The 24,614-nt window shown below is 68.0% G+C and carries 24 protein-coding genes; 16 read left to right on the forward strand and 8 right to left on the reverse strand.

Going from position 1 to position 24,614, the window contains the following annotated elements:
- The first annotated feature begins 53 nt into the window (after positions 1-53).
- The 13 genes from U5A56_RS18305 to U5A56_RS18365 all read left to right on the forward strand — a co-directional run bounded on the left by U5A56_RS18305 (position 54) and on the right by U5A56_RS18365 (position 15,837).
- Entirely contained in the window at positions 54-722 is a 669-nt protein-coding gene (locus U5A56_RS18305) for a haloacid dehalogenase type II (RefSeq protein ID WP_044844272.1), read from the forward strand.
- Positions 723-934: 212 nt separating this feature from the next.
- Positions 935-2,473, forward strand: coding sequence for a methyl-accepting chemotaxis protein (locus tag U5A56_RS18310; RefSeq protein WP_321923898.1), 1,539 nt, complete (start codon positions 935-937; stop codon positions 2,471-2,473).
- 785 nt (positions 2,474-3,258) lie between these two features.
- Positions 3,259-4,842 (forward strand): ABC transporter substrate-binding protein, encoded by a 1,584-nt coding sequence (locus tag U5A56_RS18315; RefSeq protein ID WP_321923840.1) that lies wholly within the window; start codon positions 3,259-3,261, stop codon positions 4,840-4,842.
- Positions 4,843-4,921: 79 nt separating this feature from the next.
- Entirely contained in the window at positions 4,922-5,875 is a 954-nt protein-coding gene (locus U5A56_RS18320; protein ID WP_044844269.1) for an ABC transporter permease, read from the forward strand.
- A gap of 30 nt (positions 5,876-5,905) precedes the next feature.
- On the forward strand, positions 5,906-6,865 hold the full coding sequence (locus U5A56_RS18325; protein ID WP_124487274.1) for an ABC transporter permease: 960 nt from the start codon (positions 5,906-5,908) through the stop codon (positions 6,863-6,865).
- Complete coding sequence (locus U5A56_RS18330) at positions 6,865-8,739, forward strand: ABC transporter ATP-binding protein (protein ID WP_321923842.1); 1,875 nt, start codon at positions 6,865-6,867, stop codon at positions 8,737-8,739. The genes U5A56_RS18325 and U5A56_RS18330 overlap by 1 nt, the downstream gene beginning before the upstream one ends.
- Before the next feature lie 153 nt (positions 8,740-8,892).
- Complete coding sequence (locus U5A56_RS18335; protein ID WP_321923844.1) at positions 8,893-10,227, forward strand: FAD-binding oxidoreductase; 1,335 nt, start codon at positions 8,893-8,895, stop codon at positions 10,225-10,227.
- Between the two features lie 25 nt (positions 10,228-10,252).
- Positions 10,253-10,381 carry a hypothetical protein gene (locus tag U5A56_RS18340; RefSeq protein ID WP_257774286.1) on the forward strand — a complete coding sequence of 43 codons (129 nt, stop codon included), beginning with the start codon at positions 10,253-10,255 and terminating at the stop codon, positions 10,379-10,381.
- An 11-nt stretch (positions 10,382-10,392) separates the two neighbouring features.
- Positions 10,393-10,845 carry a helix-turn-helix domain-containing protein gene (locus tag U5A56_RS18345; protein WP_044844267.1) on the forward strand — a complete coding sequence of 151 codons (453 nt, stop codon included), beginning with the start codon at positions 10,393-10,395 and terminating at the stop codon, positions 10,843-10,845.
- Between the two features lie 116 nt (positions 10,846-10,961).
- Positions 10,962-11,696 (forward strand): cupin domain-containing protein, encoded by a 735-nt coding sequence (locus tag U5A56_RS18350; RefSeq protein WP_124519858.1) that lies wholly within the window; start codon positions 10,962-10,964, stop codon positions 11,694-11,696.
- 2 nt (positions 11,697-11,698) lie between these two features.
- Positions 11,699-13,024, forward strand: coding sequence for an FAD-binding oxidoreductase (locus U5A56_RS18355; protein WP_321923846.1), 1,326 nt, complete (start codon positions 11,699-11,701; stop codon positions 13,022-13,024).
- An 86-nt stretch (positions 13,025-13,110) separates the two neighbouring features.
- A complete protein-coding gene (locus U5A56_RS18360) occupies positions 13,111-14,580 on the forward strand; it encodes an aldehyde dehydrogenase family protein (protein ID WP_321923848.1) in 1,470 nt (489 codons plus the stop codon).
- Between the two features lie 36 nt (positions 14,581-14,616).
- Entirely contained in the window at positions 14,617-15,837 is a 1,221-nt protein-coding gene (locus U5A56_RS18365; protein ID WP_415749171.1) for a M20 aminoacylase family protein, read from the forward strand.
- 317 nt (positions 15,838-16,154) lie between these two features.
- Here U5A56_RS18365 and U5A56_RS18375 read toward each other — a convergent pair whose 3' ends face one another.
- Both U5A56_RS18375 and U5A56_RS18380 read right to left on the reverse strand, forming a co-directional pair.
- Positions 16,155-16,454, reverse strand: a complete 300-nt coding sequence (locus U5A56_RS18375; protein WP_124522693.1) for a hypothetical protein — start codon at positions 16,452-16,454, stop codon at positions 16,155-16,157.
- A 690-nt stretch (positions 16,455-17,144) separates the two neighbouring features.
- On the reverse strand, positions 17,145-17,291 hold the full coding sequence (locus U5A56_RS18380) for a DUF3096 domain-containing protein (RefSeq protein WP_082088472.1): 147 nt from the start codon (positions 17,289-17,291) through the stop codon (positions 17,145-17,147).
- 235 nt (positions 17,292-17,526) lie between these two features.
- Between U5A56_RS18380 and U5A56_RS18385 the strand changes: the two genes are divergently transcribed.
- Positions 17,527-17,703: a CsbD family protein gene (locus U5A56_RS18385; RefSeq protein ID WP_044844262.1), complete on the forward strand. Its 177-nt coding sequence runs from the start codon at positions 17,527-17,529 to the stop codon at positions 17,701-17,703.
- Between the two features lie 49 nt (positions 17,704-17,752).
- Here U5A56_RS18385 and U5A56_RS18390 read toward each other — a convergent pair whose 3' ends face one another.
- Together U5A56_RS18390 and U5A56_RS18395 are read right to left on the reverse strand one after the other, a co-directional pair.
- Positions 17,753-18,136 carry a type II toxin-antitoxin system VapC family toxin gene (locus U5A56_RS18390; RefSeq protein WP_321923850.1) on the reverse strand — a complete coding sequence of 128 codons (384 nt, stop codon included), beginning with the start codon at positions 18,134-18,136 and terminating at the stop codon, positions 17,753-17,755.
- Positions 18,133-18,339, reverse strand: coding sequence for a type II toxin-antitoxin system VapB family antitoxin (locus U5A56_RS18395; protein ID WP_044844336.1), 207 nt, complete (start codon positions 18,337-18,339; stop codon positions 18,133-18,135). The genes U5A56_RS18390 and U5A56_RS18395 overlap by 4 nt, the downstream gene beginning before the upstream one ends.
- Before the next feature lie 75 nt (positions 18,340-18,414).
- Here U5A56_RS18395 and U5A56_RS18400 point away from each other — a divergent pair, with 75 nt between their 5' ends.
- Entirely contained in the window at positions 18,415-20,070 is a 1,656-nt protein-coding gene (locus tag U5A56_RS18400) for an MmgE/PrpD family protein (protein WP_321923852.1), read from the forward strand.
- Positions 20,067-21,398 (forward strand): LLM class flavin-dependent oxidoreductase, encoded by a 1,332-nt coding sequence (locus tag U5A56_RS18405; protein WP_321923854.1) that lies wholly within the window; start codon positions 20,067-20,069, stop codon positions 21,396-21,398. The genes U5A56_RS18400 and U5A56_RS18405 overlap by 4 nt, the downstream gene beginning before the upstream one ends.
- Before the next feature lies 1 nt (position 21,399).
- Here U5A56_RS18405 and U5A56_RS18410 read toward each other — a convergent pair whose 3' ends face one another.
- From U5A56_RS18410 to U5A56_RS18425, 4 genes are read right to left on the reverse strand one after another with little or no spacing between them, the layout of a single operon-like run.
- Positions 21,400-22,239 carry an amino acid ABC transporter ATP-binding protein gene (locus tag U5A56_RS18410; RefSeq protein ID WP_321923856.1) on the reverse strand — a complete coding sequence of 280 codons (840 nt, stop codon included), beginning with the start codon at positions 22,237-22,239 and terminating at the stop codon, positions 21,400-21,402.
- A complete protein-coding gene (locus tag U5A56_RS18415) occupies positions 22,226-23,011 on the reverse strand; it encodes an amino acid ABC transporter permease (RefSeq protein WP_321923858.1) in 786 nt (261 codons plus the stop codon). Before U5A56_RS18415 ends, U5A56_RS18410 begins: the two co-directional genes overlap by 14 nt.
- On the reverse strand, positions 23,001-23,735 hold the full coding sequence (locus U5A56_RS18420) for an amino acid ABC transporter permease (protein WP_321923860.1): 735 nt from the start codon (positions 23,733-23,735) through the stop codon (positions 23,001-23,003). Before U5A56_RS18420 ends, U5A56_RS18415 begins: the two co-directional genes overlap by 11 nt.
- Entirely contained in the window at positions 23,732-24,574 is an 843-nt protein-coding gene (locus U5A56_RS18425) for a transporter substrate-binding domain-containing protein (RefSeq protein WP_044844255.1), read from the reverse strand. The genes U5A56_RS18420 and U5A56_RS18425 overlap by 4 nt, the downstream gene beginning before the upstream one ends.
- Between the last annotated feature and the right edge of the window lie 40 nt (positions 24,575-24,614).

Below are 24,614 nucleotides of genomic sequence, written 5' to 3' on the forward strand. Positions count from 1 at the left end.
GAACCCAGCCCGTCCCCGGCCCTGCCGGGGTTTCATACCGACAGGACCTCACCATGATCCAATTTGAACCGAAGTTCATCACGTTCGACTGCTACGGCACGCTGACCCGCTTCCAGATGGCGGACCTGGCGCGCGAGATCTACGCGGACCGGCTGTCGCCGGTCGCGATGGAGGATTTCGTGCGCGCGTTCGCCGCCTATCGGCTCGACGAGGTGCTCGGGGCGTGGAAGCCGTACCGCGACGTCGTCGTCAACGCGATCCGGCGCACCTGCGCGCGCATCGGCACGCCGTTCGACGAAGCCGAGGCCGAGCGCTTCTATCATGCGGTGCCGACGTGGGGCCCGCATCCGGACGTGCCGGCCGGCCTGTCGCGGCTCGCGCAGAAGTACAAGCTCGTGATCCTGTCGAACGCCATGGACGAGCAGATCATGAGCAACGTCGACAAGCTCGGCGCGCCGTTCCATGCGGTGTTCACCGCTCAGCAGGCGCAATCGTACAAGCCGCGCATGCAGGGCTTCGAATACATGTTCGGCAAGCTCGGCTGCAAGCCCGAGGACGTGCTGCACGTGTCGTCGAGCCTGCGCTACGACCTGATGACGGCCGAGGATCTCGGCATCAAGCACAAGGCGTTCGTCAATCGCGGGCACGAGCCGGGCACGCCGTTCTACAACTATTACGAGGTGTCGGACATCGGCCACCTCGCGACGCAGCTCGGGCTGTAAGCGCCGCCGCGCCGGCGGGCGGCGGCGTGCGCTGCGTGCGCGGCCGTCCCGGCATGCCCGTCGAGATCGGCCATGAGGGGGCGCGACGGCCTTGCCGCTTTACGCGTTCGCTCACCGCACGAACCAAGGGTAATTACCGATACGGCGCCATTCAAGGCGGGGCCGTCCGAGCCGATATCTGTACCGAACGGTTAATATCGCGAGGCCCCCGCATGAAGTTGTCCACGAAACTGCTGATGCTCGTCGTCGCGGCGCTGCTCGGCGTTGCATTGCTCGCCGCGATGTCGCTGCACACGCTGCGCGACGCGCTGATCGACAGCCGTCGTGACGAGATCGTCATTCTGCTGACCAAAGCCGAGCATCTGGTCGACTCGTATCGCGCGATGCAGGCGAGCGGAACGCTCACCCGGGAGCAGGCTCAGCAGCAGGCCAAGGCCGCGTTGTCCGCGCTCAATGCGAATTCGAAGAGCTACTACTGGGTGACGACGTCCGACGGCGTCAACCTCGTGCATCCGAACGCGAAGTTCATCGGCACCCGCGCGAAGGGCAACCGCACGACCAGCGGCCTGACCGACAGCGAGGCGTACCGCGCCGGAATGGCCCAGGCGCATTTCGCGCTCGTCGACGTGCTGATCAAGCGCAGCCCGGACGCGGACGTGGAGCCGAAACTGCAGGGCGTGGTCGCCGTTCCGGACTGGGACTGGTGGATCGGCACCGGATTCTTCTACGACGACATCAACGCGGCGTTTGCGCGGCTCGCGCAGGTGCTCGGCGCCATCACGCTCGTCATCGCCGCGGCGCTCGCGGCGATCGCGTGGGGTGTGTTGCGCAGCGTCCGGCGGACGCTGGGCGGCGAGCCCGCGCAGGCGGCCGGGATCGCGGCCCGCATCGCCGCCGGCGAACTGGACGTGCAGTTCGATACGGCGCACGCCGCGCCGGGCAGCCTGCTCGTCGCGCTCGGCGACATGAAGGCGCGACTCACCGAAACCATCGCCGACATCCAGACCACGACCCGCTCGATTGCCGTCGGCACCGGCGAGATCGCGCAAGGCAACCTGGACCTGTCCCAGCGCACGGAGGAACAGGCCGCGTCGCTGCAGCAAACGGCCGCCAGCATGGAACAGATCACGTCGACGGTCAAACAGAATGCCGACAATGCACGTCAGGCGAATGCGCTCGTGACCCACGCGAAGGAGGCTACCGAACTCGGCGGCGCGGCCGTGCGGGAAGTCGTCGAAACGATGCGGCAGATTTCGGACGGATCGGTGCGGATCGCCGACATTACCGTCGTGATCGAGAGCATCGCGTTCCAGACCAACATTCTCGCGCTCAATGCCGCGGTCGAAGCCGCGCGGGCCGGCGAGGAAGGGCGCGGGTTCGCGGTCGTGGCCGCGGAGGTCCGCTCGCTCGCGCAACGCAGCGCGGCGGCCGCGAAAGACATCAAGGGATTGATCGAGGCGTCGGTCGAGCGGGTCGGCAGCGGCAGCCGGCTCGTCGAGACGGCCGGCGCGCGCATGACGGAGATCGTCCGGTCGATCGACCGGGTCGCCGACATCATGGGCGAGATTACCGCGGCATCCGCCGAGCAAAGCACCGGCATCGAGCAGATCGGCCTGGCGGTCGCGCAGATGGACGAAGTGACCCAGCAGAATGCCGCGCTGGTGGAGCAGGCCGCCGCGGCCGCGTCCTCGCTGGATGAACAGGCGGCACGGTTGAGGACCGCCGTGTCGGTGTTCAGGCTGACGGCTTGATTGCTCGACTGTCTGACTGTCTGACTGCGTGACTGCGTGACTGCGTGACTGCGTGACCGCCTGACCGCCTGATCGCCCGACTGCTGACCGCCGCGTGCGCATCCGCCGGCAACGCCATCACCTCGTTTTCCTGACGCCACGCCGGCAAGTGTTCGGCGTGGTGCTCACCAACCTGTCGGCGCCGACCGCGTCGCAGCGGGGAGTCGCGGCTCGACGGCCCCCCGCGGGTTCGCGCCCGGCGTCGGATCATCCGACCGCATCCCTGTTGTCCGCCCGTCGTCCGGCAAAGCCGCTTCGATGTCGCGGCAATCTCCTGACCTTTCATGCGCCCGCCGTCCGCGCGGCCGGCGCCCGTCGTCCGATGCGCGCGCGACGTTCCGGTCGCACCGGGCGCCCCGGGCCGCGAGCACGCATTCCACACAAACATGCGGTTTGCGTGCGTCGAACGCGTTTCGGATGCCGCGCGGCCAATTTTGTCGGCGCAATCTGCCGCGCGTATCACTTTACGATTTCCTTCGTCGCGCACGTATCGCGCAGTGGTCGCGACGCGGCATCGAGCCGACGGCGGTACGCGTGGTCACGCAGCAAATCATGCTGCGCGGGCGGTCCAAAACGGTCGAATCGTATCGTGCAGCCGCCCCGAATCGCGATAACCCGCATTTTGGCGATGCTTAAATGAACTCAATGCGCACGACGTCGCGCCCGCGACCAGCACACGGGCACGACGGGATTCTCGAACCACGCTGGACCCCAGGACCCACTTTCCACAGTCAGGAGCAGTTCGGATGAGCGACGATATCGACAACGGCGGCAAGGGCGGCTTCACGCGCCGCGACATGATGCGGGTCATGGCGGCGAGCGGCATGATGGCCGCCGGCGCCGGCGGGCTGCTGATGCAACCCGGGACTGCCTTTGCGGCACCCGCGCCCAAGCGCGGCGGCAAGATTCGGGTTGCGAACGAATCGGGCTCGACGGCCGATACGCTCGACCCGGCCAAGGGTTCGACGGGCGCCGACTACATTCGTTTCTTCATGTTCTACAGCGGCCTCACGCAGCTCGATGCGAGCCTGACGCCGCAGATGAATCTCGCCCAGTCGTTGCAGACGACCGACGCGAAGACGTGGATCATCAAGCTGCGCAAGGGCGTCACGTTCCACGACGGGAAACCGGTCACGCCGGCCGACGTGGTGTACTCGCTGATGCGCCACAAGAACGCGGCCACCGCGTCGAAGGTCAAGCCGCTCGCCGATCAGTTCGCCGACGCGAAGGCGAGCGGCCCGGACGAGGTCACGCTCGTGCTCGCGAGCGCGAATGCCGATCTGCCGGTGATCCTCGCGACGCCGCAACTCGTGATCGTCAAGGACGGCACGACCGATTTCAGCACCGGCATCGGTTGCGGCCCGTACAAGCTGAAGTCGTTCAAGCCGGGCGTGTCGACCGTCGGCGTGCGCAACGACAGCTACTTCAAGCCGGGGATGCCGTACCTCGACGAGATCGAGCTGATCGGCATCAGCGACAGCGCCGCGCGCCTGAACGCGCTGCTGTCGGGCGACGTGCACCTGATCAACGCGATCGATCCGCGCTCGACGCAGCGGGTCGCGTCGACGCCGGGCTATGCGCTGCAGGAAACCAAGTCGGGGCTCTATACCGACCTGATCATGCGCAGCGACAACCCGATCGTCGCGAACCCCGATTTCGTCGAAGGGATGAAGTACCTGTTCAATCGCGAGCAGATCCGCTCGGCGGTGTTCCGCGGCTACGCGGTGATCGGCAACGACCAGCCGATCCCGCCGGGACATCGCTACTTCAACGCGTCGCTGCCGCAGCGGCCGTACGATCCGGACAAGGCGAAGTTCCTGTTCCAGAAGGCGGGCGCGCTGGGCGCCGCGCTGCCGCCGATCTATGCGACCTCCGACGCGAACGGGTCGATCGAGATGGCCGTGCTGCTGCAGCAGGCCGGCCAGAAGATCGGGCTGAACCTGCAGGTGAACCGCGTGTCGGCGGACGGCTACTGGTCGAATCACTGGATGAAGCATCCGCTCGGCTTCGGCAACATCAACCCGCGTTCGAGCGCCGACGTGCTGTTCACGCAGTTCTTCAAGTCGGACGCGCCGTGGAACGAGTCGGGCTGGAAGAACCCGAAGTTCGACCAGCTGCTGCTCGCCGCGCGCTCGGAAACCGACGACGCGAAGCGCAAGCAGATGTACGGCGACATGCAGGTGCTCGTCGCGCAGCAGTGCAGGGTCGGCATCCCGGCCTTCATCAGCTTCCTCGACGGCTACGACAAGCGGATCGCGGGCCTCGGCTCGATCCCGACCGGCGGGATGATGGGCTTCATGTTCGCCGAGCACGTGTGGTGGAACGCCTGACGCCGGCGCGTGCCGCCGCCGTGCGGCCGGTGCGGATTGCCGCGCCGGCCGCACGCGGCCTTTACGGGAGTGAAGTTTCATGAATCGAATCCTGCTTGGACTGATCGGCCGGCGCATCGCGGTCACCGCGCTGACGCTGCTGATCGTGTCCGCGATCATCTTCACGATCACGAACCTGCTGCCGGGCGATGCCGCGCAGGCCGCGCTCGGCCAGTCGGCGACGCCCGAGACGGTCGCCGCGCTGCGCCAGCAGTTCGGCCTCGACATGCCGGCCCACGTGCGCTACCTGAACTGGCTCACCGGGCTGCTGCACGGCGATTTCGGCCGTTCGCTGTCCGGCGACATGCCGGTGTCGGCGATGATCGGCGGGCGCCTGCCGAAGTCGCTCGCGCTCGCGGCGATCACGACCGCCGTGTCGGTGCCGATCGCGCTGCTGCTCGGCATCCTCGCTGCGGTCAAGCGCGAGTCGGTGGTCGACCGCGTGATCAGCCTCGGCACGCTGGCGCTTGTCGCGACGCCTGAGTTCCTGATCGCGACGGTCGCCGTGCTCGTGCTCGCCGTGAAGCTGCACTGGCTGTCCGCACTGTCGTACAGCGGCCCGATCGAGAGCCTGCACGATTTCCTGCGCGCGTACGCGATGCCGGTGCTGACGCTGTGCGCGGTCGTGATCGCGCAGATGGCGCGGATGACGCGCGCCGCGGTGATCGAGCAGTTGAGCGCGTCGTATGTCGAGATGGCCGTGCTCAAGGGCGCGAGCCCCGCGCGCGTCGTGCTGCGCCATGCGCTGCCGAACGCGATCGGGCCGATCGCCAATGCGATCGCGCTGAGCCTGTCGTACCTGCTCGGCGGCGTGATCGTCGTCGAGACGATCTTCAACTATCCGGGCCTCGCGAGCCTGATGGTCGATGCGGTCGGCAATCGCGATTTCCCGCTGGTCCAGGCCTGCACGCTGATCTTCTGCGTCGCCTACCTGACGCTCGTGCTGTTCGCCGACCTCTGCTCGATCGTGTCGAACCCGAGACTGCGGACCTGAGCGTCCCGCCCACCTTCCGAGATGCCGACCATGCACCCGACCGAACCCGTTCATCGCAGCAGCGCGCTGCCGCCGTCAGGCGAACCGCGCTCGCCGTCGGGAGGCGCGACGCCGCCCGCCGCGCCGTCCCCCGACCAGCCGCGCAAGCGCCGCGCCGCGCGCATCAGACTAACGACCGGCGGCCGCATCGGCCTGTCGATGGTCGGCCTGATGCTGTTCATCGCGGTGTTCGCGCCGCTGCTCGCGCCGCACGACGTCGGCGCGATCGTCACGCCGGACGTGTTCGCGCCGTTCAGCGCGAAGCTGCCGTTCGGCGCCGACTTCCTCGGCCGCGACATGCTGAGCCGGATCCTGTACGGCACGCGGCTGACCGTGCTGCTCGCGCTCGCGGCGGTGCTGCTCGCCGCGCTGACCGGCACGACGCTCGGGCTGCTCGCGACCGTGTCGGGCCGCGCGGTCGACGAGACGATGAGCCGGCTGCTCGACGCGCTCACGTCGATTCCGTCGAAGATGTTCGCGCTGATGTTCGTCGCGGCCTTCGGCTCGTCGCTGCCGCTGCTGGTCCTCACCGCCGCGGTCAGCTACATGCCGGGCTCGTACCGGATCGCACGCGCGCTGGCGGTCAATATCAGCACGCTCGAATTCGTGCAGGTGGCGCGGGCGCGCGGCGAGAGCGCGCTGTACATCGCCTGTGTCGAGATGCTGCCGAACATGATCCATCCGATGCTCGCCGATACCGGGCTGCGCTTCACGTTCGTCGTGCTGCTGCTGAGCGGCCTGAGCTTTCTCGGGCTCGGCGTGCAGCCGCCGTACGCGGACCTCGGCTCGCTCGTGCGCGAGAACATCGCGAGCCTCGGCGACGGCTCGGCCGTCGCGATCATGCCCGCGGTCGCGATCGCGATCCTGACGGTGGGCGTCAACCTGTTGATCGACGGCCTGCCGCATCGCGGCCGCCGCAAGGGCGCGGCCGCGGCCGCGGGAGAACACTGATGCGAGATGAATCGACTCCGCTCGTCGAGGTGCGCGGGCTGCGCGTGGTCGGCGGCCGGCCGGGCGGCGAGGAAACGACGATCGTCCACGGCGTCGACTTCGAGATCGGGCGCGGCGAGGTGCTCGCGCTGATCGGCGAATCGGGCTCCGGCAAGACGACGATCGCGCTGGCGCTGATGGGCCATGCGCGCGCCGGCTGCCGGATCGCCGGCGGCGCGGTGAAGCTCGGCGGCACGGACGTCTGCACGCTGTCCGCGCAAGGCCTGGCCGCGCTGCGCGGCCGGAAGGTCGCGTACATCGCACAGAGCGCGGCCGCCGCGTTCAACCCGTCGCGCACGATTCTCGACCAGGTGATCGAGAGCGCGCTGATCCACAAGACGATGACGAAGCGCGACGCGCAGGCGAAGGCGGTCGAGCTGTTCCGCGCGCTCGCGCTGCCGGAGCCCGAGACGATCGGCAAGCGTTATCCGCACCAGGTGTCGGGCGGCCAGCTGCAGCGGCTGATGGCCGCGATGGCGCTGATCACCGATCCGGAGCTCGTGATCCTCGACGAGCCGACCACCGCGCTCGACGTGACCACGCAGATCGACGTGCTGCAGGCGTTCAAGAGCGTGATCCGGCGCTACGGGATGAGCGCGGTGTACGTATCGCACGATCTGGCGGTGGTCGCGCAGATGGCCGACCGGATCGTCGTGCTGAGCGACGGCGTGATCCGCGAAGTCGGCGCGACCGAGCAGATCCTGCATGCGCCGGCGCACCCGTACACGCAGAGCCTGATCGCGGCCGTCACGCCGAACGATGCGCAACGCGACGAGAAACCGGCGCCGGCCGAACCGGCGCCGCTGCTCGACGTGCGCGGTGCGGTCGCCGGTTACGGCGGCCGGACGGCAAAGGGCTGGCCCGCGAAGCTGATCCTGCACGAAGTCGACCTGCGCATCGGGCGCGGGCAGACGGTCGGCGTGATCGGCGAATCGGGCTCGGGCAAGACGACGCTCGCCAAGGTGATCGCGGGCCTGGTCCCGGCTGCTGCCGGGAAGATTCTGCTCGACGGCGAGCCGCTCGCGCTCGATATCGCCAAGCGCACGAAGGAGCAGCACCGCCGCGTGCAGATCGTGTTCCAGAACGCCGATACCGCGCTCAATCCGGTGCATACCGTCGAGCGCACGCTCGCGCGGCCGCTCGCGTTCTATCACGGGATCAAGGGCGCGCGTGCGCGGCAGCGCGTCGCCGAGCTGCTCGAACTCGTGCGGCTGCCGCCCGCGGTGGCCTCGCGGCGTACCGGCGAGCTGTCCGGCGGGCAGAAGCAGCGCGTGAACCTCGCGCGCGCACTGGCGGCCGAGCCCGACCTGATCCTGTGCGACGAAGTCACGTCGGCGCTCGATACGGTCGTCGGCGCCGCGATCATGGATCTGCTGCGCGACCTGCAGGCGAAGCTCGGCGTGTCGTACGTGTTCATCACGCACGACATCGCGAAGGTGCGCGCGATCAGCGACGACATCGTCGTGCTGTACGCGGGCCGCCGTGTCGAAACCGGTAGCCGCGACGCGCTGTGCGCGCCGCCTTATCACCCGTATTCGCATCTGCTGGTGTCGTCCGCGCCGGAGTTGCGCGCGGGCTGGCTCGACGATGCGGCCGAGCGTTGCCACCGACCGCTGGTGCCGATCGGCGAACGCGAGAACGAGGCCGAGCTGTGTCCGTTCCTGTCGCGCTGCGCGATGCGCGTGGACGGCGTCTGCAACCGGACGGCACCGGCGCTGCGCACGCTCGGCAACGGCGCGCAGGTGCTGTGCCATCGCAGCGAGGAAGACCTCGCGCGCTTCCAGGCGGAGCCGGCGCCGGCGGGTGCCGCGCCCGAGCAGCCGGTGCAGCTGTAGCGCGCGACACGCCGGAAGTTCGCCGCGCACGACGTGGCAAGTGAAGCGGCGAACGGCGCACCGCATAGTCTGCTGCGGCGGTCGCGCAAAACGGCGCTTTGTGCGCGTGCCGCGCGCGAATACGCGGCAACTGCGGTTTTTGATGGTGATTAAATGATTTCCCATGAACGGCCGCCGATCGTCGTCGCCGACATGCTCGAGAAGAATCCGATGAAATTCGAATCGTACTGGCTGGATACCCGCCCCGCGTTTCGCGCCGGCTGCGAAGGGCCCGTCGAAGGGCGCGCCGACGTGGTCGTGATCGGCGGCGGCTTCACCGGCCTGTCGGCGGCGCTGGCGCTCGCGCAGCGCGGCGTATCGGTGGTCGTGCTCGAAGCCGCGCAGGTCGCGGGCGAAGCGTCCGGCCGCAACGGCGGCCAGTGCAACACGGGCGTCGCGCAGGATTACGCGTCGCTGGCCGCGCGCATCGGCGCGGAGCCGGCGAAGCAGTTCTATCGCGCGTACGAAAGCGCGGTGAAGAGCGTCGAGACGATCGTCGCCGAGCACGCGATCGACTGCGATTTCCGGCGGGCGGGCAAGCTGAAGCTCGCCGCAAAGCCGCAGCATTTCGCGGGGCTCGAAAAGACCTTCGACGCGTTGCGCCGCGATGTCGATCCGGACATCGAACTGATCGAGCCGGCGCGGATTCGCGACGAAGTCGCTTCCGACGGTTTCTACGGCGGACTCCTGCAGCGCAACGGCGCGCAGATGCACATGGGCAAGTTCGGCGTCGGGCTTGCGCAGGCGGCCGTACGCGCCGGCGCGCGCGTCTACGAGCATGCGGCCGTCACGCAGCTCGAGCGGCTCGACGGCGAGCGCCACGCGATCACCTGCACGCGCGGCAGGATCGTCGCCGATCGCGTGCTGGTCGCGACCGGCGCATCGCAGCACGGCCCGTTCGGCTGGTTCCGGCGGCGCATCGCGCCGGTCGGCAGCTTCATCGTCGTGACCGAGCCGCTGCCCGACGCGCAGTTGAACCGGCTGTTCCCGCAGCGCCGCGCCTACGTGACGTCGCGCCAGATCGGCAACTACTTCCGCGTGACGCCCGACAACCGGCTGCTGTTCGGCGGCCGCGCGCGCTTCGCGATGTCGAGCCCGCGCTCCGACGCGAAAAGCGGCGACATCCTGCGCGCCGGCATGGCCGAGTATTTCCCGGAACTGGCCAAGGTGCGGCTCGATTACTGCTGGGGCGGGCTGGTGGACATCACCGCCGACCGGCTGCCGCGCGCGGGCCAGCACGACGGGCTCTATTACTCGATGGGCTACAGCGGCCACGGCGTGCAGATGTCGGTGCACATGGGCCGCGTGATGGCCGACGTGCTGTACGGCGCGGCCGCGTCGAATCCGTGGCGCGACCTCGAGTGGCCGGCGATGCCCGGCCATTTCGGGCACGCGTGGTTTCTGCCGATCGTCGGCGCGTATTACCGGATCCAGGATTTCCTGCACTGAAGCGACTGCCCCCGGAGGATTGGATATGACCGCACGATTCGTTTGCCCGCTCGCCGCCGGCAACGGCCGCCGCGACGGGACCGGCGGCGACACGATGGCCGGGCCGGGCGCGCCCGGCGCCGCGCCGCGCGCTGACGCGCAGGCGGCCGCATGAGGACGGCGAGCATGGTCACGCTGTTCCACGACGCGGACGAAGGCGCGACGCCTCGCGCACCGCGTGTTCCGCAGCCCGTATCGCCGGCGATCGGCGACGTGCTGCGCACGATCGATGCGTCATTCGCGCAGCCGCTGAACCTCGACACGCTCGCGGCGGTGGCCGGATTGAGCGTGTCGCGTTTCACCGCACGCTTTCGCGGCGAAGTCGGGTTGTCGCCGCACCGGTATCTGTGCCTCGTGCGCGTGCGGCGTGCGCAGGACTTGCTGCGCGCCGGCCTCGCGCCGTCGGTCGTCGCGACCGAGGTCGGCTTCTTCGATCAGAGCCACCTGTGCCGGCATTTCCGGCGGGTACTCGGGATCACGCCGCGCGATTACGTGGTCGCGCGGCCGGGCACGCCTGCGCGGCCGTCTTCGATGCGCCCGCACACCGAGCGCCGCGCAGCGTCGTGTCACGCCGCGTAGGCGCAACGGCGACGGGCACGCCTGACGGATGGCCGGCGAGCGCGCCGGCGAACGACCATTTCCGATATCGCGCGACGGTTTTCAACCCGGCCGCCGCGCACTGCACAGGAGCAGAAATGACCGCAGCTTTCGTGTTGCACCGTGCCGACGGCGCACCTTCGTCAACCGCGTTTCGCCAGCAGGCGTTCGGTGCGAACGATCCGTTCGCGCGCCATCGGGAGATCGCCTGGGAAGGGCCCGACGCGATGGCCGCCGGACGTATCGCCTTCGCCGGCGAACTCGACGTGGCGAGCTTTCCGCACATCGAAACCATCGCGATCATCGAAGGCGAGCTGACGCTCGAAGCGGCCGGCGCCGCACCGCTCGTGCTGGGCCCGGGAGAAGGGGCCGTGATCGGCGGCGGCACGGCGCTGCGCGTCACCGCGGCATCGCGCGTGCTGTTCACGTTCTGCGCGGCCGCGTGCGCGACACCGACGAAGCGCGGCGTGTTCGCGCTGCGTGCCGATGCCGACTTCAAGCCGTCCGCGACGCTGCCGCCGGAGGTCCTGCTCGGCCCCGCGCCGCAATGCCGCAGCGACAACGTGTTCGTCGACGACGGCGCCGCGTACTGCGCGGGCACGTGGGATTCGACGCCGTATCACCGGATCGTTCGCCCGCATCGCGTGAACGAGTTCATGCTCCTGCTGGCCGGCAGCGTCCGGTTCGCGGCGCCCGACGGCAGCGTGCTGTCGCTCGGCGCCGGCGACGCGCTGTTCGTGCCGCGCGGCGCGTCGATCGGGTGGGAAAGCAGCGAGCGCGTGGCGAAATTCTACGTCGTGCAGAACGTCCACGTATCCACCGAACGAGACTGACCATGTCCCCTCCGCTGCGCCTTATCGAAACCTCGCCCACGCTGCCGGCCTCGGCCGACGTCGTCGTGATCGGCGGCGGCATCATCGGCGTCTTTACCGCGTACTACCTCGCCCGGCGCGGCATGTCGGTCGCGCTGGTCGAGAAGGGCCGCATCGGCGCCGAGCAGTCGAGCCGCAACTGGGGCTGGTGCCGGCAGCAGAACCGCGACGCGCGCGAATTGCCGATGGCGAGCAAGAGCATCGACCTGTGGGAACGATTCGCCGCCGAATCCGGCGAAGACACGGGCTTTCATCGCTGCGGGCTGCTGTATCTGAGCAATGACGAGGCCGAGCTGTCCCGCTGGGCCAGCTGGGGCGACTTCGCGAAGACCGCGGGCGTGACGACGTACATGCTCGACAGCAAGCAGGCCGGCGAGCGCGGGCGCGTGACGGGCCGGCAGTGGAAGGGCGGCGTGTTCTCGCCGACCGACGGCACGGCCGACCCGGGCAAGGCCGCGCCGGCCGTGGCGGCTGCACTGATGAAGCTGGGCGGCAGCGTCCACCAGCAGTGTGCTGCGCGCGGGATCGAACTCGAGGGCGGGCGCGTCGGCGGCGTGGTCACCGAGGCCGGCGTCATCAGGACGAAGGCGGTCGTGCTCGCCGGCGGCGCGTGGGCGTCGTCGTTCTGCCGGCAGCTCGGCATCCGTTTTCCGCAGGCGTCGATCCGTCAGTCGATCCTGAGCGTGTCGCCCGTCGATCAGCGCTTGCCGGATGCGCTGTACACCTCCGGCGTGTCCGTCACGCGCCGCGACGACGGACGCTACGCGCTGGCCATCAGCGGCCGCGCGCGCGTGGACGTGACGCCGCAGTTCCTGCGGTTCGCCCCGCAGTTCGTGCCGATGTTCGCGAAGCGCTGGCGCAATCTTCTGCCGGGCGGCCTCGAGGGCATGCGCGGCGGCCACGAAACGCTCAAGCGGTGGCGGCTCGATGCGCCGACCCCGATGGAGGCGGTGCGCATCCTCGATCCGAAGCCCGACATGCCGACCGTCACCGAAACCTATCGTCGTGCCGTCGAACTGCTGCCCGAACTGCGCGAAGCCACGATCACGCACGCATGGGCCGGGTACGTCGACAGCACGCCGGACGGCGTCCCGGGTATCGGCGAAGTGCCGGGCGTGCCGGGATTGATCCTGGCGGCGGGCTTTTCCGGACACGGTTTCGGCATCGGCCCCGGCGCCGGTCACCTGATCGCGGATCTCGCCACCGGCGCGCCGCCGATCGTGGACCCGGTACCGTATCAGCCGGGCCGGTTCGCCGATTCCGCCTGGGGCAAGGTTGCCGATTTCTAGTGTGAGGCCGTCTCGCGGACGACGGTGGCGGCCTCCGGGCTTCCGCCGTTCGCCGGCGCATGGTATCGATTCAAGGACACCCCGCAATGCATTCACCCATCGATTCACCGGTTCGTCACCTGATGGAAGCCGGCAGGCTTGATCGCTTCTTCATCGACGGCGACTGGGTTCTGCCTGACGGCGGCGACCGGTTCGCGGTCGTCAGCCCGTCCACCGAAGACACGCTGTGCGAGATCCCGCTCGGCAATGCACGCGACGCCGACCGCGCGGTGCAGGCTGCGCGCAATGCTTTCGAGCGCTGGGCCGCGACATCGCCGCAGCAACGCGCCACACTGCTCGACCGCGTTCACGCGTTGATGCTGGAGCGTGCCGAACGGTTCGCGCTCGCGCTCGCGATGGAAATGGGCGCGCCGATCAATTACGCACGCGGCGCTCATGTGCCGCTCGCGGCCGAACATATCCGGGTCGCACGCGACAATCTGGCCAGTTACCCGTTCCTGACACGGCGCGGGACGACCGCGATCGTGCGCGAGCCGATCGGCGTCTGCGCGCTGATCACACCGTGGAACTGGCCGATCTATCAAATCACGGCGAAGGTCGGCCCGGCGCTCGCGGCAGGCTGCACGGTGGTGTTGAAACCCAGCGAACTGTCGCCGCTCAGCGCGTTGCTGTTTGCCGAAGTGATCGCCGACGCGGGCGTGCCCGCCGGCGTGTTCAACCTGGTGAGCGGCAGCGGAACCGAAGTGGGCGCGGCGCTCGCGTCGCACCCGGAGGTCGACATGGTGTCGATCACCGGGTCGACGCGTGCCGGCGTGCTGGTCGCGCAGGCGGCGGCCCCGACCGTCAAGCGCGTCGCGCAGGAGCTCGGCGGCAAGTCGCCGAACATCGTATTGCCCGATGCGGACCTGTCGCGCGCCATCGCTCCGGGCGTTGCCGCCGCGTTCCGCAACATGGGCCAGTCGTGCAGCGCGCCGACCCGGATGATCGTGCCGCGCAGCGTGCTGGGCCGCGTCGAGGCGCTGGCCGTCGCGGCGACGCAGCAGCTGGTCGTCGGCGATCCGTTCGCCGACACGACGACGCATGGTCCGCTGGCCAATCGCGCGCAGTTCGGCCGGGTCGCGCAGATGATCGACGCGGGCCTCGACGAACGGGCGAAACTGATCGCCGGCGGTCCCGGGCGGCCGGCGGGATTCGACCGCGGCTTTTATGCGCGGCCGACCGTGTTTTCCGACGTCCGCACCGACATGACGATCGCGCAGCAGGAGATCTTCGGTCCGGTCCTCGCGATCCTGCCTTACGATACCGTCGACGAGGCCGTCGCCATCGCGAACGATACGGTCTATGGGCTCGGCGCGCATGTGCAGGGCACCGACAAGGAACGCGTGCGCGCGGTGGCCGCGCGCCTGCGCTCGGGGCAGGTCCATCTGAACTACCCGGCATGGGATCCTCAGGCGCCGTTCGGCGGGTACAAGCAGTCGGGCAACGGCCGCGAGTACGGGATCGAAGGGATGGAGGAGTACATGGAGGTCAAGTCGATCGTGGGTTTTGGCGATTGACGCAGCAGCTGCGCGCGAGTGCAGAGGCAGTACAGAATGGAAGCCGTCTACTTTCCGAAGGTGCCGACATTGAATAATCCCGATTTCCCCGAGACGTCCCTGAAAGCCCATTGCGCACACTGGGCGACCTTGCGTCGCGACCTGCATGCGCATCCCGAGTTGCGGTTCGAGGAATACAGGACGGCCGACGTCGTCGCCCGCGAGCTTGAAGATCTCGGCTATGCGGTGTCGCGCGGGCTGGGCGGCACGGGCGTCGTCGCGAGCCTGCCGGGTGCGGACCCGGGCCGCGGAATCGTGCTCCGCGCGGACCTGGATGCGTTGCCGATCCAGGAGGCCAACGACTTCGCGCACGCATCGGGCGCGCAAGGCGTCATGCATGCGTGCGGGCATGACGGGCATACCGTCATGTTGCTCGGCGCCGCGCGCATCCTGAAGGGCCTGCCGCAGTTGCCGGGCACCGTGCATTTCGTGTTTCAGCCCGGGGAAGAGGGCGGCGCGGGCGCGCGCAAGATGATCGACGACGGGCTGTTCGAGCAATGTCCGACGGAAGCCGTGTTCGGCATGCACAACTGGCCCGGTTTGCCGGCCGGGCAGTTCGGGTTGCGCACCGGCGCCATCATGGCCGCCGGCTGCCGATTCAGGATCACGGTGACGGGCAAGGGCGCGCATGCGGCGCAGCCGCACTTGGGCATCGACCCCGTGCCGCTCGCCTGTTCGATGGTGCTGCAGTGTCAGACCATTGCCGCGCGGCACAAGGATCCGGTGGACCCAGCCGTCATTTCCGTCTGCATGTTCCATGCGGGCACGACGGACAACGTCATTCCGGACAACGCCGAGTTGCGCGGGACGATCCGCACGCTGTCGTCGGCATTGCAGCAACAACTGCAGCGCGACGTCCGGCTCGTGTGCGAAGGGCTGGCCGCGGCTTATGGCGCGCACGTCGACGTCGAGTTCTTTCAGTACTATCCGGCGACGGTCAACACGCCGGCCGAGACCGCACTCTGCGAAGCTGTGATTCGCGACACGTTCGGCGACGAGCGGCTTCACCCCGATGTGCCGCCGAACATGACGTCCGAAGACTTCGGCTTCATGCTGGAGGAGCGCCCGGGCGCGTACGTGCTGATCGGCAACGCGCCGGCGGGAGCGGCCGCGCCGGCGCTGCATCACCCGACGTACGATTTCAACGACGACATCATTCCGGCCGGCGTTCGCTACTGGGTCGCCCTGGCACAGCGTTACTTCACGCAATCGCCGTGAGTGTGTGCCGCAATGGCGGGCGACGTCGGATCCAATCCGGCTGAGACCGCGCGATTCGCAGGCGCTCGTACCGCGGAGACTCGAATATCGTCGGTCCGAGGTTGCCGCGAAACGCGCGAGACAGGCACTTTCGTGCATGCCGATCACGCGCCGGTTGCTCGACCTGCGGTGGATCGTTCAGCGAACGCGACGGATGACGAGTCGCCGTGCGCACGAACCAGGACTGAAATGGTCCGAAGCGATCAGGCAAGTCCGTGCGCAAGCAACGAGCGTGTCAAGCCGGAGAGGTCTCCGCAGTTTCCGGTGGCCCGTCGTCGCTATTCACGATACTCGTGTTCGTGCATGTGTTCATGCTCGTGCTCGTGTTCGCGCCACGGATCACGTTCACGCGGATGACGATGCATCCATGCCTCGTGCTCCCAGTAACGATGGCCGTCCCAGTAGCGGTCGCCGTGCATGCCAATCGTGACCGACACACCCGGCGCCGGGGCGGGCTCTTCGTACCGCGGTGGCGGTGCAACGTAGGTTTGCGCGAAGGCCGTGCCGGCCGCGACGAGCGCGCCGCCTGCCACGAGTGTCGCCAGAATTCGGCGGTTTGCAATGGTCATGGGCTTCATAGCGCTGTCCTCCATTCAATACCCGAGAACGCGCACGATTCGTTCCCAAAACGGAGCGGCAGCGCTTCGTTGCTATGTCAACCACGCCACCCGCGTCGCTTCGCAGCCAGCACCCATCCGGTGGCCGCACGCACGACGTCATCGTCGCTGCGGATTTGACATGCAATCGCTTCGAGGCACAGTGCGACGCTTAAAGGGAAGGAGTGCAGAGCATGATGACGCGAAGCGTACGCACACGCGGACAAGGTGTACGGCGCACTCGTCATTTCGGTTCCGATCCGACAAAGGAACACTTACATCGAATTGAAACGAAATGGAGGGAAACGGGGAAAAGTCTGACCAGGGGGAATCTAATTTGCGATCGAGGGGCGTGAATATTACCCGTTCCCGCCATGCGATGTCGGGTCGAATATCACAACTATCCGAAGGGAAGCCCCTGCACCGCGTTGCGAGAAGGCGCGCACTCGTCGGGATCACGTTTTTCCGCATCAGGCCGCCCGGCGCAGAGGCGGCGAGTCATTGCGTCAAGGAAAGACGCGCCATGGCGTCGTCTTTCTCGGTTACGCATCCACGTGCAGACGGCATAGGTGTTGCTCATTTCGCTGGCGGTGTCCGCCGCCGTGAACGCAAGCATGGCGTCACGATGGACTGATGCGCGTCCGTAACCGGCTATCTCGTGCTCATGTCAATTCAATGGATACGTCCGCCGAACAGACCGAGCAGCCCGATGATGATCAGGTAGAGCGCAACGATGTAATTCAGCAGGCGCGGTACCACGAGGATGAGAATGCCGGCGATCAGCGAAACCAGCGGGCCGGCGCTAGTGACGATATTCATGCTTCCTCCGCAAGATTGGCAACGAGTGGCCACAGCCTGCCTTGCCTCCGGCACCCGTTACAGACGCGCGAGCTTGGCGAGCGTCCAGCCTTCGACCGTCAACTCGCTGGTCACAAGCGCGAACGCTTCAGCCGTCGCAAGCGCCGTGCCTGCACCGACGTTTTCATCGCGATTCGCTCAGCGTGCCGGATCGGCATTCGCAGTTCGCGCACCCGTCAGCCTCAAGGAGCAACTCATGAACAAGGATCAGGTAAAGGGCCGCCTCAGGGAAGCAAAGGGCAAACTGAAGGAGCTGGTTGGCAAGGTCGTGGGAAGTCCAACAGACAGATTGACGGGCAAGGCCGAACAGATCGTCGGCAAGACACAGGCATCATTCGGCGATGCGAAGGAGCGACTCAAGAAGCGGCAATAGAGCCTGACGTGGGAGACACCGAACTGGAAGCCATAGGCACTGGCTTCGCTCAATGCAGGTCAGGCGGTAAGTAATGAACCCCGAATTGCTCCGCCAGTTGGGCGAGCCGCCGATCGCGCGTCCAGAGCCAAGTGCTCGGGGTTAACAGCACCGACGCCAGCAGCGTGCAATCCACTGCGCCGCATCCGCGCCCATACAGCCGTTCCCGCTCGATCCAGTCCGCTACTTCGGCTGGCGTCGCGAGCCGCGTTTGGCGCAATAACGCGAGATCTCCCAGCGTTCGGGCCCGCGGTTCGGGGGGCGTCCCGCACGTCAGCTCGAGTATCACCAATGGATGCGTCAAGACGTCATCGACACGCAGCAGCTGGATAAGCGCTGGTAGCGGTCGCCGGAAATGCTCGACCCAGACCGATGTGTCGATCAGAACGCTCATCGGGTAGCCGCCTCCGGGTTACGGCGTGGCACATCCGGCATGTCCGGGGCGCGACCGCCAAGCGCGGCTAGGCGTTGTCCGGCCTGGACACGCACGAACGTTTCGAGTGCAGCCCGGAACAGGTCGGCCGGCGACGTGCCCGGCTCGGCGAGTTCGAGTGCGCGCGCATAGAGCGCGTCGTCGACGGTAACAGTAGTACGCATGATGACTCCGTTGATGCCTTTATGCATCAATTTTAGCATCAATTCGGCAGCGGTCCAGTCGTTGATAAAAACGCCATGCCAGAATTTTTCACTTTCAACCGCGGCAGTTTTGTAGGCCCGGGCCCGGGTCAGTCCGCCGAAAACTCGCTCACACGACGGCACTGTTTACCGGGAACCGCTCATGGCAGCGAACTCACCGATCTCCGTTCAAGCAACGCTGAATACGCGATATCGAAAGCTCGAATACTTGGTTGGGCACGCAAGGATGCTTCGCTAGTATCCAACGCTCCCATGCGAGCAGGAACCGGAAGGTTCCCGGTTGCGCCGCCCGTTGCGGCATTTCGCGATTTTCCAACGGCTGACATGTCTCCCCACTTGAATCCCGACGGCACGGCCGGCGACGTCACGCGCCGGCTGGCCGCAGCGATCGCGTGCGCCGAGCCCGCGCGTAATCCGCCCGCCATCGTTGCCGCGCGGCGCGGCCTGCTCGACTTCCTTGCCGCCGCGTTCGCCGGCGCTCGCGACAACGGTTACCGCAAGCTGCTGGCGGCGTGCGGTCGGGATTCGGCCGGCGCCGCAGCGGTGATCGGCAGCGCGATACCGGCGTCGCCGCAACATGCCGCGCTGCTCAACGGCTATGCAGGCCATGCGCTGGATTACGACGACGTGCACAGCAGCGTGCGCGGCCATCCCGGCACCGTGCTGCTGCCGGCGTTGCTCGCGCTCGCGCAGGTGCGCGCACGCAGCGCGCTCGAACTGCTCGACGCCTACGTCGTCGGCGTCGAGACGATGGCGCGGATCGGTCTCGCGCTCGGCAGCCGCCACTACGAACTCGGTTTCCACAACACCGCGACGCTCGGCACGCTCGGCGCGGCCGCCGCCGCGGCGCGTCTGGTCGGGCTCGATGCGGCGGCCACCGAAAACGCGCTCGGCATCGCCGCGACGCAATCGGCCGGGCTGCGCCTGCAGTTCGGCAGCGAGATCAAGCCGTTGCACGCGGGCCTTGCCGCGCGCGCGGGGCTGTTCGCCGTGGCGCTCGCCGAGGCCGGATTGACCGGCGCACCGGGCGCACTCGACGGCCCGGAAGGATTCTTCGCCGTGTTCGGCGGCGGCGCGTCGCAGCCGGCGCGCGTGCTGGCCGACTGGGGCGCGCCGTGGCAGATCGTGTCGCCCGGCCTGTACTTCAAGCCGTGGCCGTGCTGCACGGCAACCCATTACGCCGTGCAGGCCGCGCTCGATCTGCGCGAGCGCCACCGCATCGCGCCGGCGGACATCGAGGGCATCGTGGTCACGTTCCCGCCGGGCGGCGACACGCCGCTGTCGGACCGACTGCCGGCCACCGGCCTCGAAGCGCGCTTCAGCGTGGAATACGCGGTGGCGGCCGCACTGACGGACGGGCCGCCCGGCGTCGCGACGTTCGCCGACGTGCCCGTGCGCGACGACCTGAGCGCGCTCGCCGCACGCGTGACGCGGCGCCACGATGCCGCGGCGCCGCGCGCGTCGACCGATCCCGCGACGCGTTTCTCGGTCGTCGAGATTGCGCTGCGCAACGGCGACACGCTGCGGCAACGCACCGAACGCCTCGTCGGTGCCGACGACCTTGCCGCGAAGTTCGCGGACGCGACCGCCCACGATCCCGCACTCGCGTTCGTCCCGGAACTGATCGATACGATGCGAAGCACGGCCGATCTTGCCCGACTTTTCCACACCTTTACGTCGCTTCAATCATGAGCACCGAACGCAGCACCCCTTCCCGCCGCCAGATGCGCCTCGGGTTGTTCCTCCAGGGCGCAGGACACCACGTCGCCGGCTGGCGCCATCCCGATGCCGAATCCGGCAGCGAGAACTTCGATCTGCTGCGCCGCGTCGTGCAGACCGCCGAGCGCGCGAAGTTCGACATGGTCTTCCTGGCCGACGGCTTGACGAGCGGCCCCGACGCGCATCCGTCGATGGCGATGCGCTTCGAGCCGCTGAGCCTGCTGTCGGCGCTCGCGATGCATACGCGGCACATCGGCCTTGCGGCGACCGCGTCGACGACGTACAGCGAGCCTTACCATATCGCGCGCGTGTTCGCATCGCTCGACCACCTGAGCGGCGGGCGCGCGGCATGGAACGTCGTGACGACTTCGTATGACCGCACCGCCGCGAATTTCACGCGCGGCAATCATCCGGATCACGCGCAGCGCTACGAGATGGCCGGCGAATTCGTCGATGTCGTGAAGGGGCTGTGGGACAGCTGGGACGACGACGCGCTCGTCAGGGACAAGGCGCGCGGCGTGTATTTCGACCCGGCGAAGGTGCACACGCTCGATCACGCCGGACGCTTCTTCAACGTGAGGGGGCCGCTCAACGCGTCGCGCCCGCCGCAGGGCCATCCGGTCGTGATTCAGGCCGGCTCGTCGGGCCCCGGCCAGGAGCTTGCCGCGCGCACCGCGGAAGTCGTGTTCACCGCGCAGCAGACGCTCGAGGAAGCGCAGGCCTTCTATCGCGACCTGAAGGGTCGGCTCGCGGCATACGGCCGCGCCGAGGACGCGCTTGCCGTGATGCCGGGCGTATTTCCGGTGATCGGCCGCACCGAGCAGGAGGCCAAGGACAAGTATGCGCAGCTCCAGCAATGGACGGATACGTCGGGCGCGCTGACGCTGCTGTCCGACCGTCTCGGCCACGACGTGTCGAAGTATCCGCTCGACGGCCCGCTGCCCGACCTGCCCGAATCCGATCAGCTGAAGAGCCGCGCGAAGCTGCTCACCGATCTCGCGCGCCGCGAGAACCTCACGCTGCGCGAACTCTACTATCTCGTCGCCGGCGCGCGCGGGCACCGGATCGTGTGGGGCACGCCGACGCAGGTCGCCGACGCGCTCGAGGAATGGTTCGACGGCGGCGCCGCGGACGGCTTCAACATCATGCCGCCGTATTTCCCGGGCGGACTCGACGATTTCGTCGGGCATGTCGTGCCGGAACTGCAACGGCGCGGCCTGTTCCGCCCCGAATACGAGGGCACGACGCTGCGCGACCATCTCGGGCTCGCGCGCCCGCCGAGCCGCTACGCAGCGCGCTGAGTCAGACCGCGAAGCGCGTCAGGTCGAGTGCGACCGGCGCGCTGTCGCGGCTTGCGTGCGGGCTGCCGGCCGGGCCGAGTGCATGCGCGAGGAAGGCCCGCGTGCGCGTGCTTTGCGGCGCGCGGAACAGCCGCGCGGCCGACCCGTGCTCGACGATCACGCCCGCCTCGGTGAAGTAGACGACGTCGCTGATTTCCTCGGCGAAGCGCATCTCGTGCGTGACGAGCACGCAGGTCATGCCGTCGCGCACGAGATCGCGAATCACCGACAGCACGTCGCCGACGGTTTCCGGGTCGAGCGCGGACGTCACTTCGTCGAACAGGATCAGGTCGGGCTGCATCGCGAGCGCGCGGGCGATCGCGACGCGCTGCTGCTGGCCGCCCGACAGCTCGCCGGGGTAGGCGTGCGCCTTGTCCGCGAGACGCACGCGTTCGAGCAGCGCGTGTGCGGTGCGCACCGCATCGTTGCGATCGCGGCCGAGAATCCGGACCGGGGCGACGACGAGGTTGTCGAGCACGCTCAGGTGCGGAAACAGGTTGTATTGCTGGAACACGAAGCCGACCCGCTTGCGCAGCGCGATTTCGTCGCGCTCCGATGCGAGCAGGTCGACGCGCGTGCCGTCGACCTCGATCAGGCCGCGCTGCGGCCGCAACAGCCCGGTGATGCAACGCAGGATCGTCGATTTGCCGGAGCCGGACGGGCCGATGATGGACACGGCTTGGCCGCGGTGCACGTCGAGATCGATGCCGCGCAGCACGGGCGTCGTGCCGTAGGACAGGTGCACGTCGCGCAGGCGGACGAGCGGCTCGTCCGCGCCGTGCGGAGTTTCAGTGGAATGCATGACGTCTTTCGAGAAGGCGGGTGAAACGGGCGATCGGGTAGCAGTACGCGAAAAACAGGCCGAGTACCGTGAAATAGACGACGACGGTGAAGTCGGCTCGCGCGACGGTGTTGCTCGCGACCTGCGCGGTGTCGAGCAGGTCGTGCACGCCGACCAGCGACGCGAGCGCGGTGGCCATCGCGATGCTCGCATACAGGTTCATCCACGGCGGCAGCATGCGGCGTACGCATTGCGGCAGGATGATCCAGCGGAACACTTGCGCGCGGCTGAACGCGAGCGAGCGTGCGGCGTCCCACTGCGCATGCGGAATCGACTGGATCGCGCCGCGGAAGATTTCCGCGAAGTTCGCGCTCGCGGGCAGCGCGAGGCCGAGCGTTACCTTGAACCAGTCCGGAAACGGCAGCGACGCATGGCCGAACCTGATTTCGAACGGGAACACGTAGGTCGAAAAATAGATCAGCACGAGCAGCGGCGCGTTGCGGAACAACTGCACGTACGCGCGCGCCAGCACGCGCGCGATGCCGAGCCGCGACAGCGTCAGCGGGCCGAGTGCGAGGCCGGCGAGCGTGCCGATCGCGATTGCGATCGCGCTGATGCCGATGTTGACCAGCATCGCCTTGCCGAGCGCCGGCAGCCACGTGGCGAGCGCGACGAGGGTCGGGTGACGGTGGCCCGCGACGGCCAGCGCGACGACGGCCAGCGCGGCCAGGGTTGCCGCGACGGCGCGCCATCGCACGAGGCGCGCGGGCTGCGCGTGCATGTCAATGGCCATAGCCGGGTATCCTCAGGCGGTGTTCCAGCCAACGTCCCGCGAGGTTGACCGTGAACGTGAGCGCGCCGAAGAAGAGCAGGATCAGGATCATCAACTCGAGCACGTTGTCGCGTTGCGTCCAGATCATGATCGACGCATAGGTGACGTCGCCGACGGCGATCGCCGAGGCGACCGTCGTCATCTTCACGAGATCGACCAGGTTGTTGACGAGCGCGGGCAGCGCGAAGCGTATCGCGAGCGGCAGCTGCACGTGCCAGAGCCGCTGGCGGCGGCTGTAGCCGAGCGACTGCGCGGCCTCGAGCGTTGCGCGCGGTACCGCTTCGAGGCCGGCGCGCAGCGCTTCCGCATGGAACGCGCCCTTGTGCAGCGAGATCACGATCACGCTCCAGATGAACGGCGTCAGCGGATTGCCGCCCAGATTGCGCAGTGCGGCGCTGATCAGCATGTTGACGACGAGGAATGCGCAGAACAATTGCACGAGCGTCGGCGTGTTGCGGGTGACCTCGACGAATGCGCGCGCAGGTCGCGCGAGCGCCGCGCTCGGCGACACCAGCAACGCGGAGAGCACGACGCCGCAGGCGAGGCTGCCGACCGCGGTCGCGATCGACAGTTCGAGCGTCACCCCCATCCCGTGCACGAACGACGCGCGTTCGTCCGCGGCGAGCACGAAGCTGTAATCGAGGCCGAACTTGCGGAGCGCATCGACCGCGGCGGCCACCGTCATGTGCGCTGCGCCTTGAGCTTCGCGTGCAGGTCGAGCACGGCTTGCGACGGCGTCATGCCGTTCTTGCGCTCGACGTCGAGCAGCCAGCCGCTGCGGTGCCAATCCTGAACGATCCGGTCGAGCGCGCCCTGCGTGTCGGTCTCGCCCTTGCGGACCCAGATCACCGCCGGCGACGGAATCAGGTCGGTCGACAGCGGCGTCGTGTAGTCCTTCCAGTCGGGGTTGCGCGCGACGAGCATGCGCAACGTCGGCGCGACGTGCACGGCGGCCACGCAGTTGTTGCCGCGAAGTGCGAGCAGCGATTCCGGCTGGCCGCGGAAGGCCTTCACCTGCGCGCCGTATTCCGTCGCGAGCGGCTTCGTGTAGTTGCTGCCTTGCGACACGCAGACCGGCTTGCCGCGCAAGTCGGCCCAGGACTTGATACCGCTGTCCTTGCGCGCGATCAGCGCGCCGCCGATGGATTCGAACGGCGTCGGTGCATACGACAGTATCTCCGCGCGCTCCGTCGTCAGCTCCATGTTGGCGATCAGCGCGTCGACCTTGCCCTGCTGCAGGAACTGCACGCGGTTCGACGGCTGCACGGGTGTCAGCTCGACGTCGACACCGAGTCGTTTCGCGACGTCGTTCGCCAGATCGACGTTGAAGCCGACCGGCTTTTGCGTCGCGGGATCGAGCGAGCCGAACGGCGGGCCCGACAGGATCACGCCGATCGTGATCGTGTGACGTTGATGGATGCGATCGAGCGTGCTGTCCGCGCGGGCGACGCCGGAAAAAACGGAAAGGAGGGCGGCGACGCACAGCGCGTGGCCCGACGTGGTGCGAAACGATCTGCTGAACATGGGAAAGAGGAACGTTGTTTGAGCGACGCGGGGCGGCGCA

The organism is Burkholderia sp. BCC1998 (assembly GCF_905339875.1).
Classification (GTDB): Bacteria; Pseudomonadota; Gammaproteobacteria; order Burkholderiales; family Burkholderiaceae; genus Burkholderia.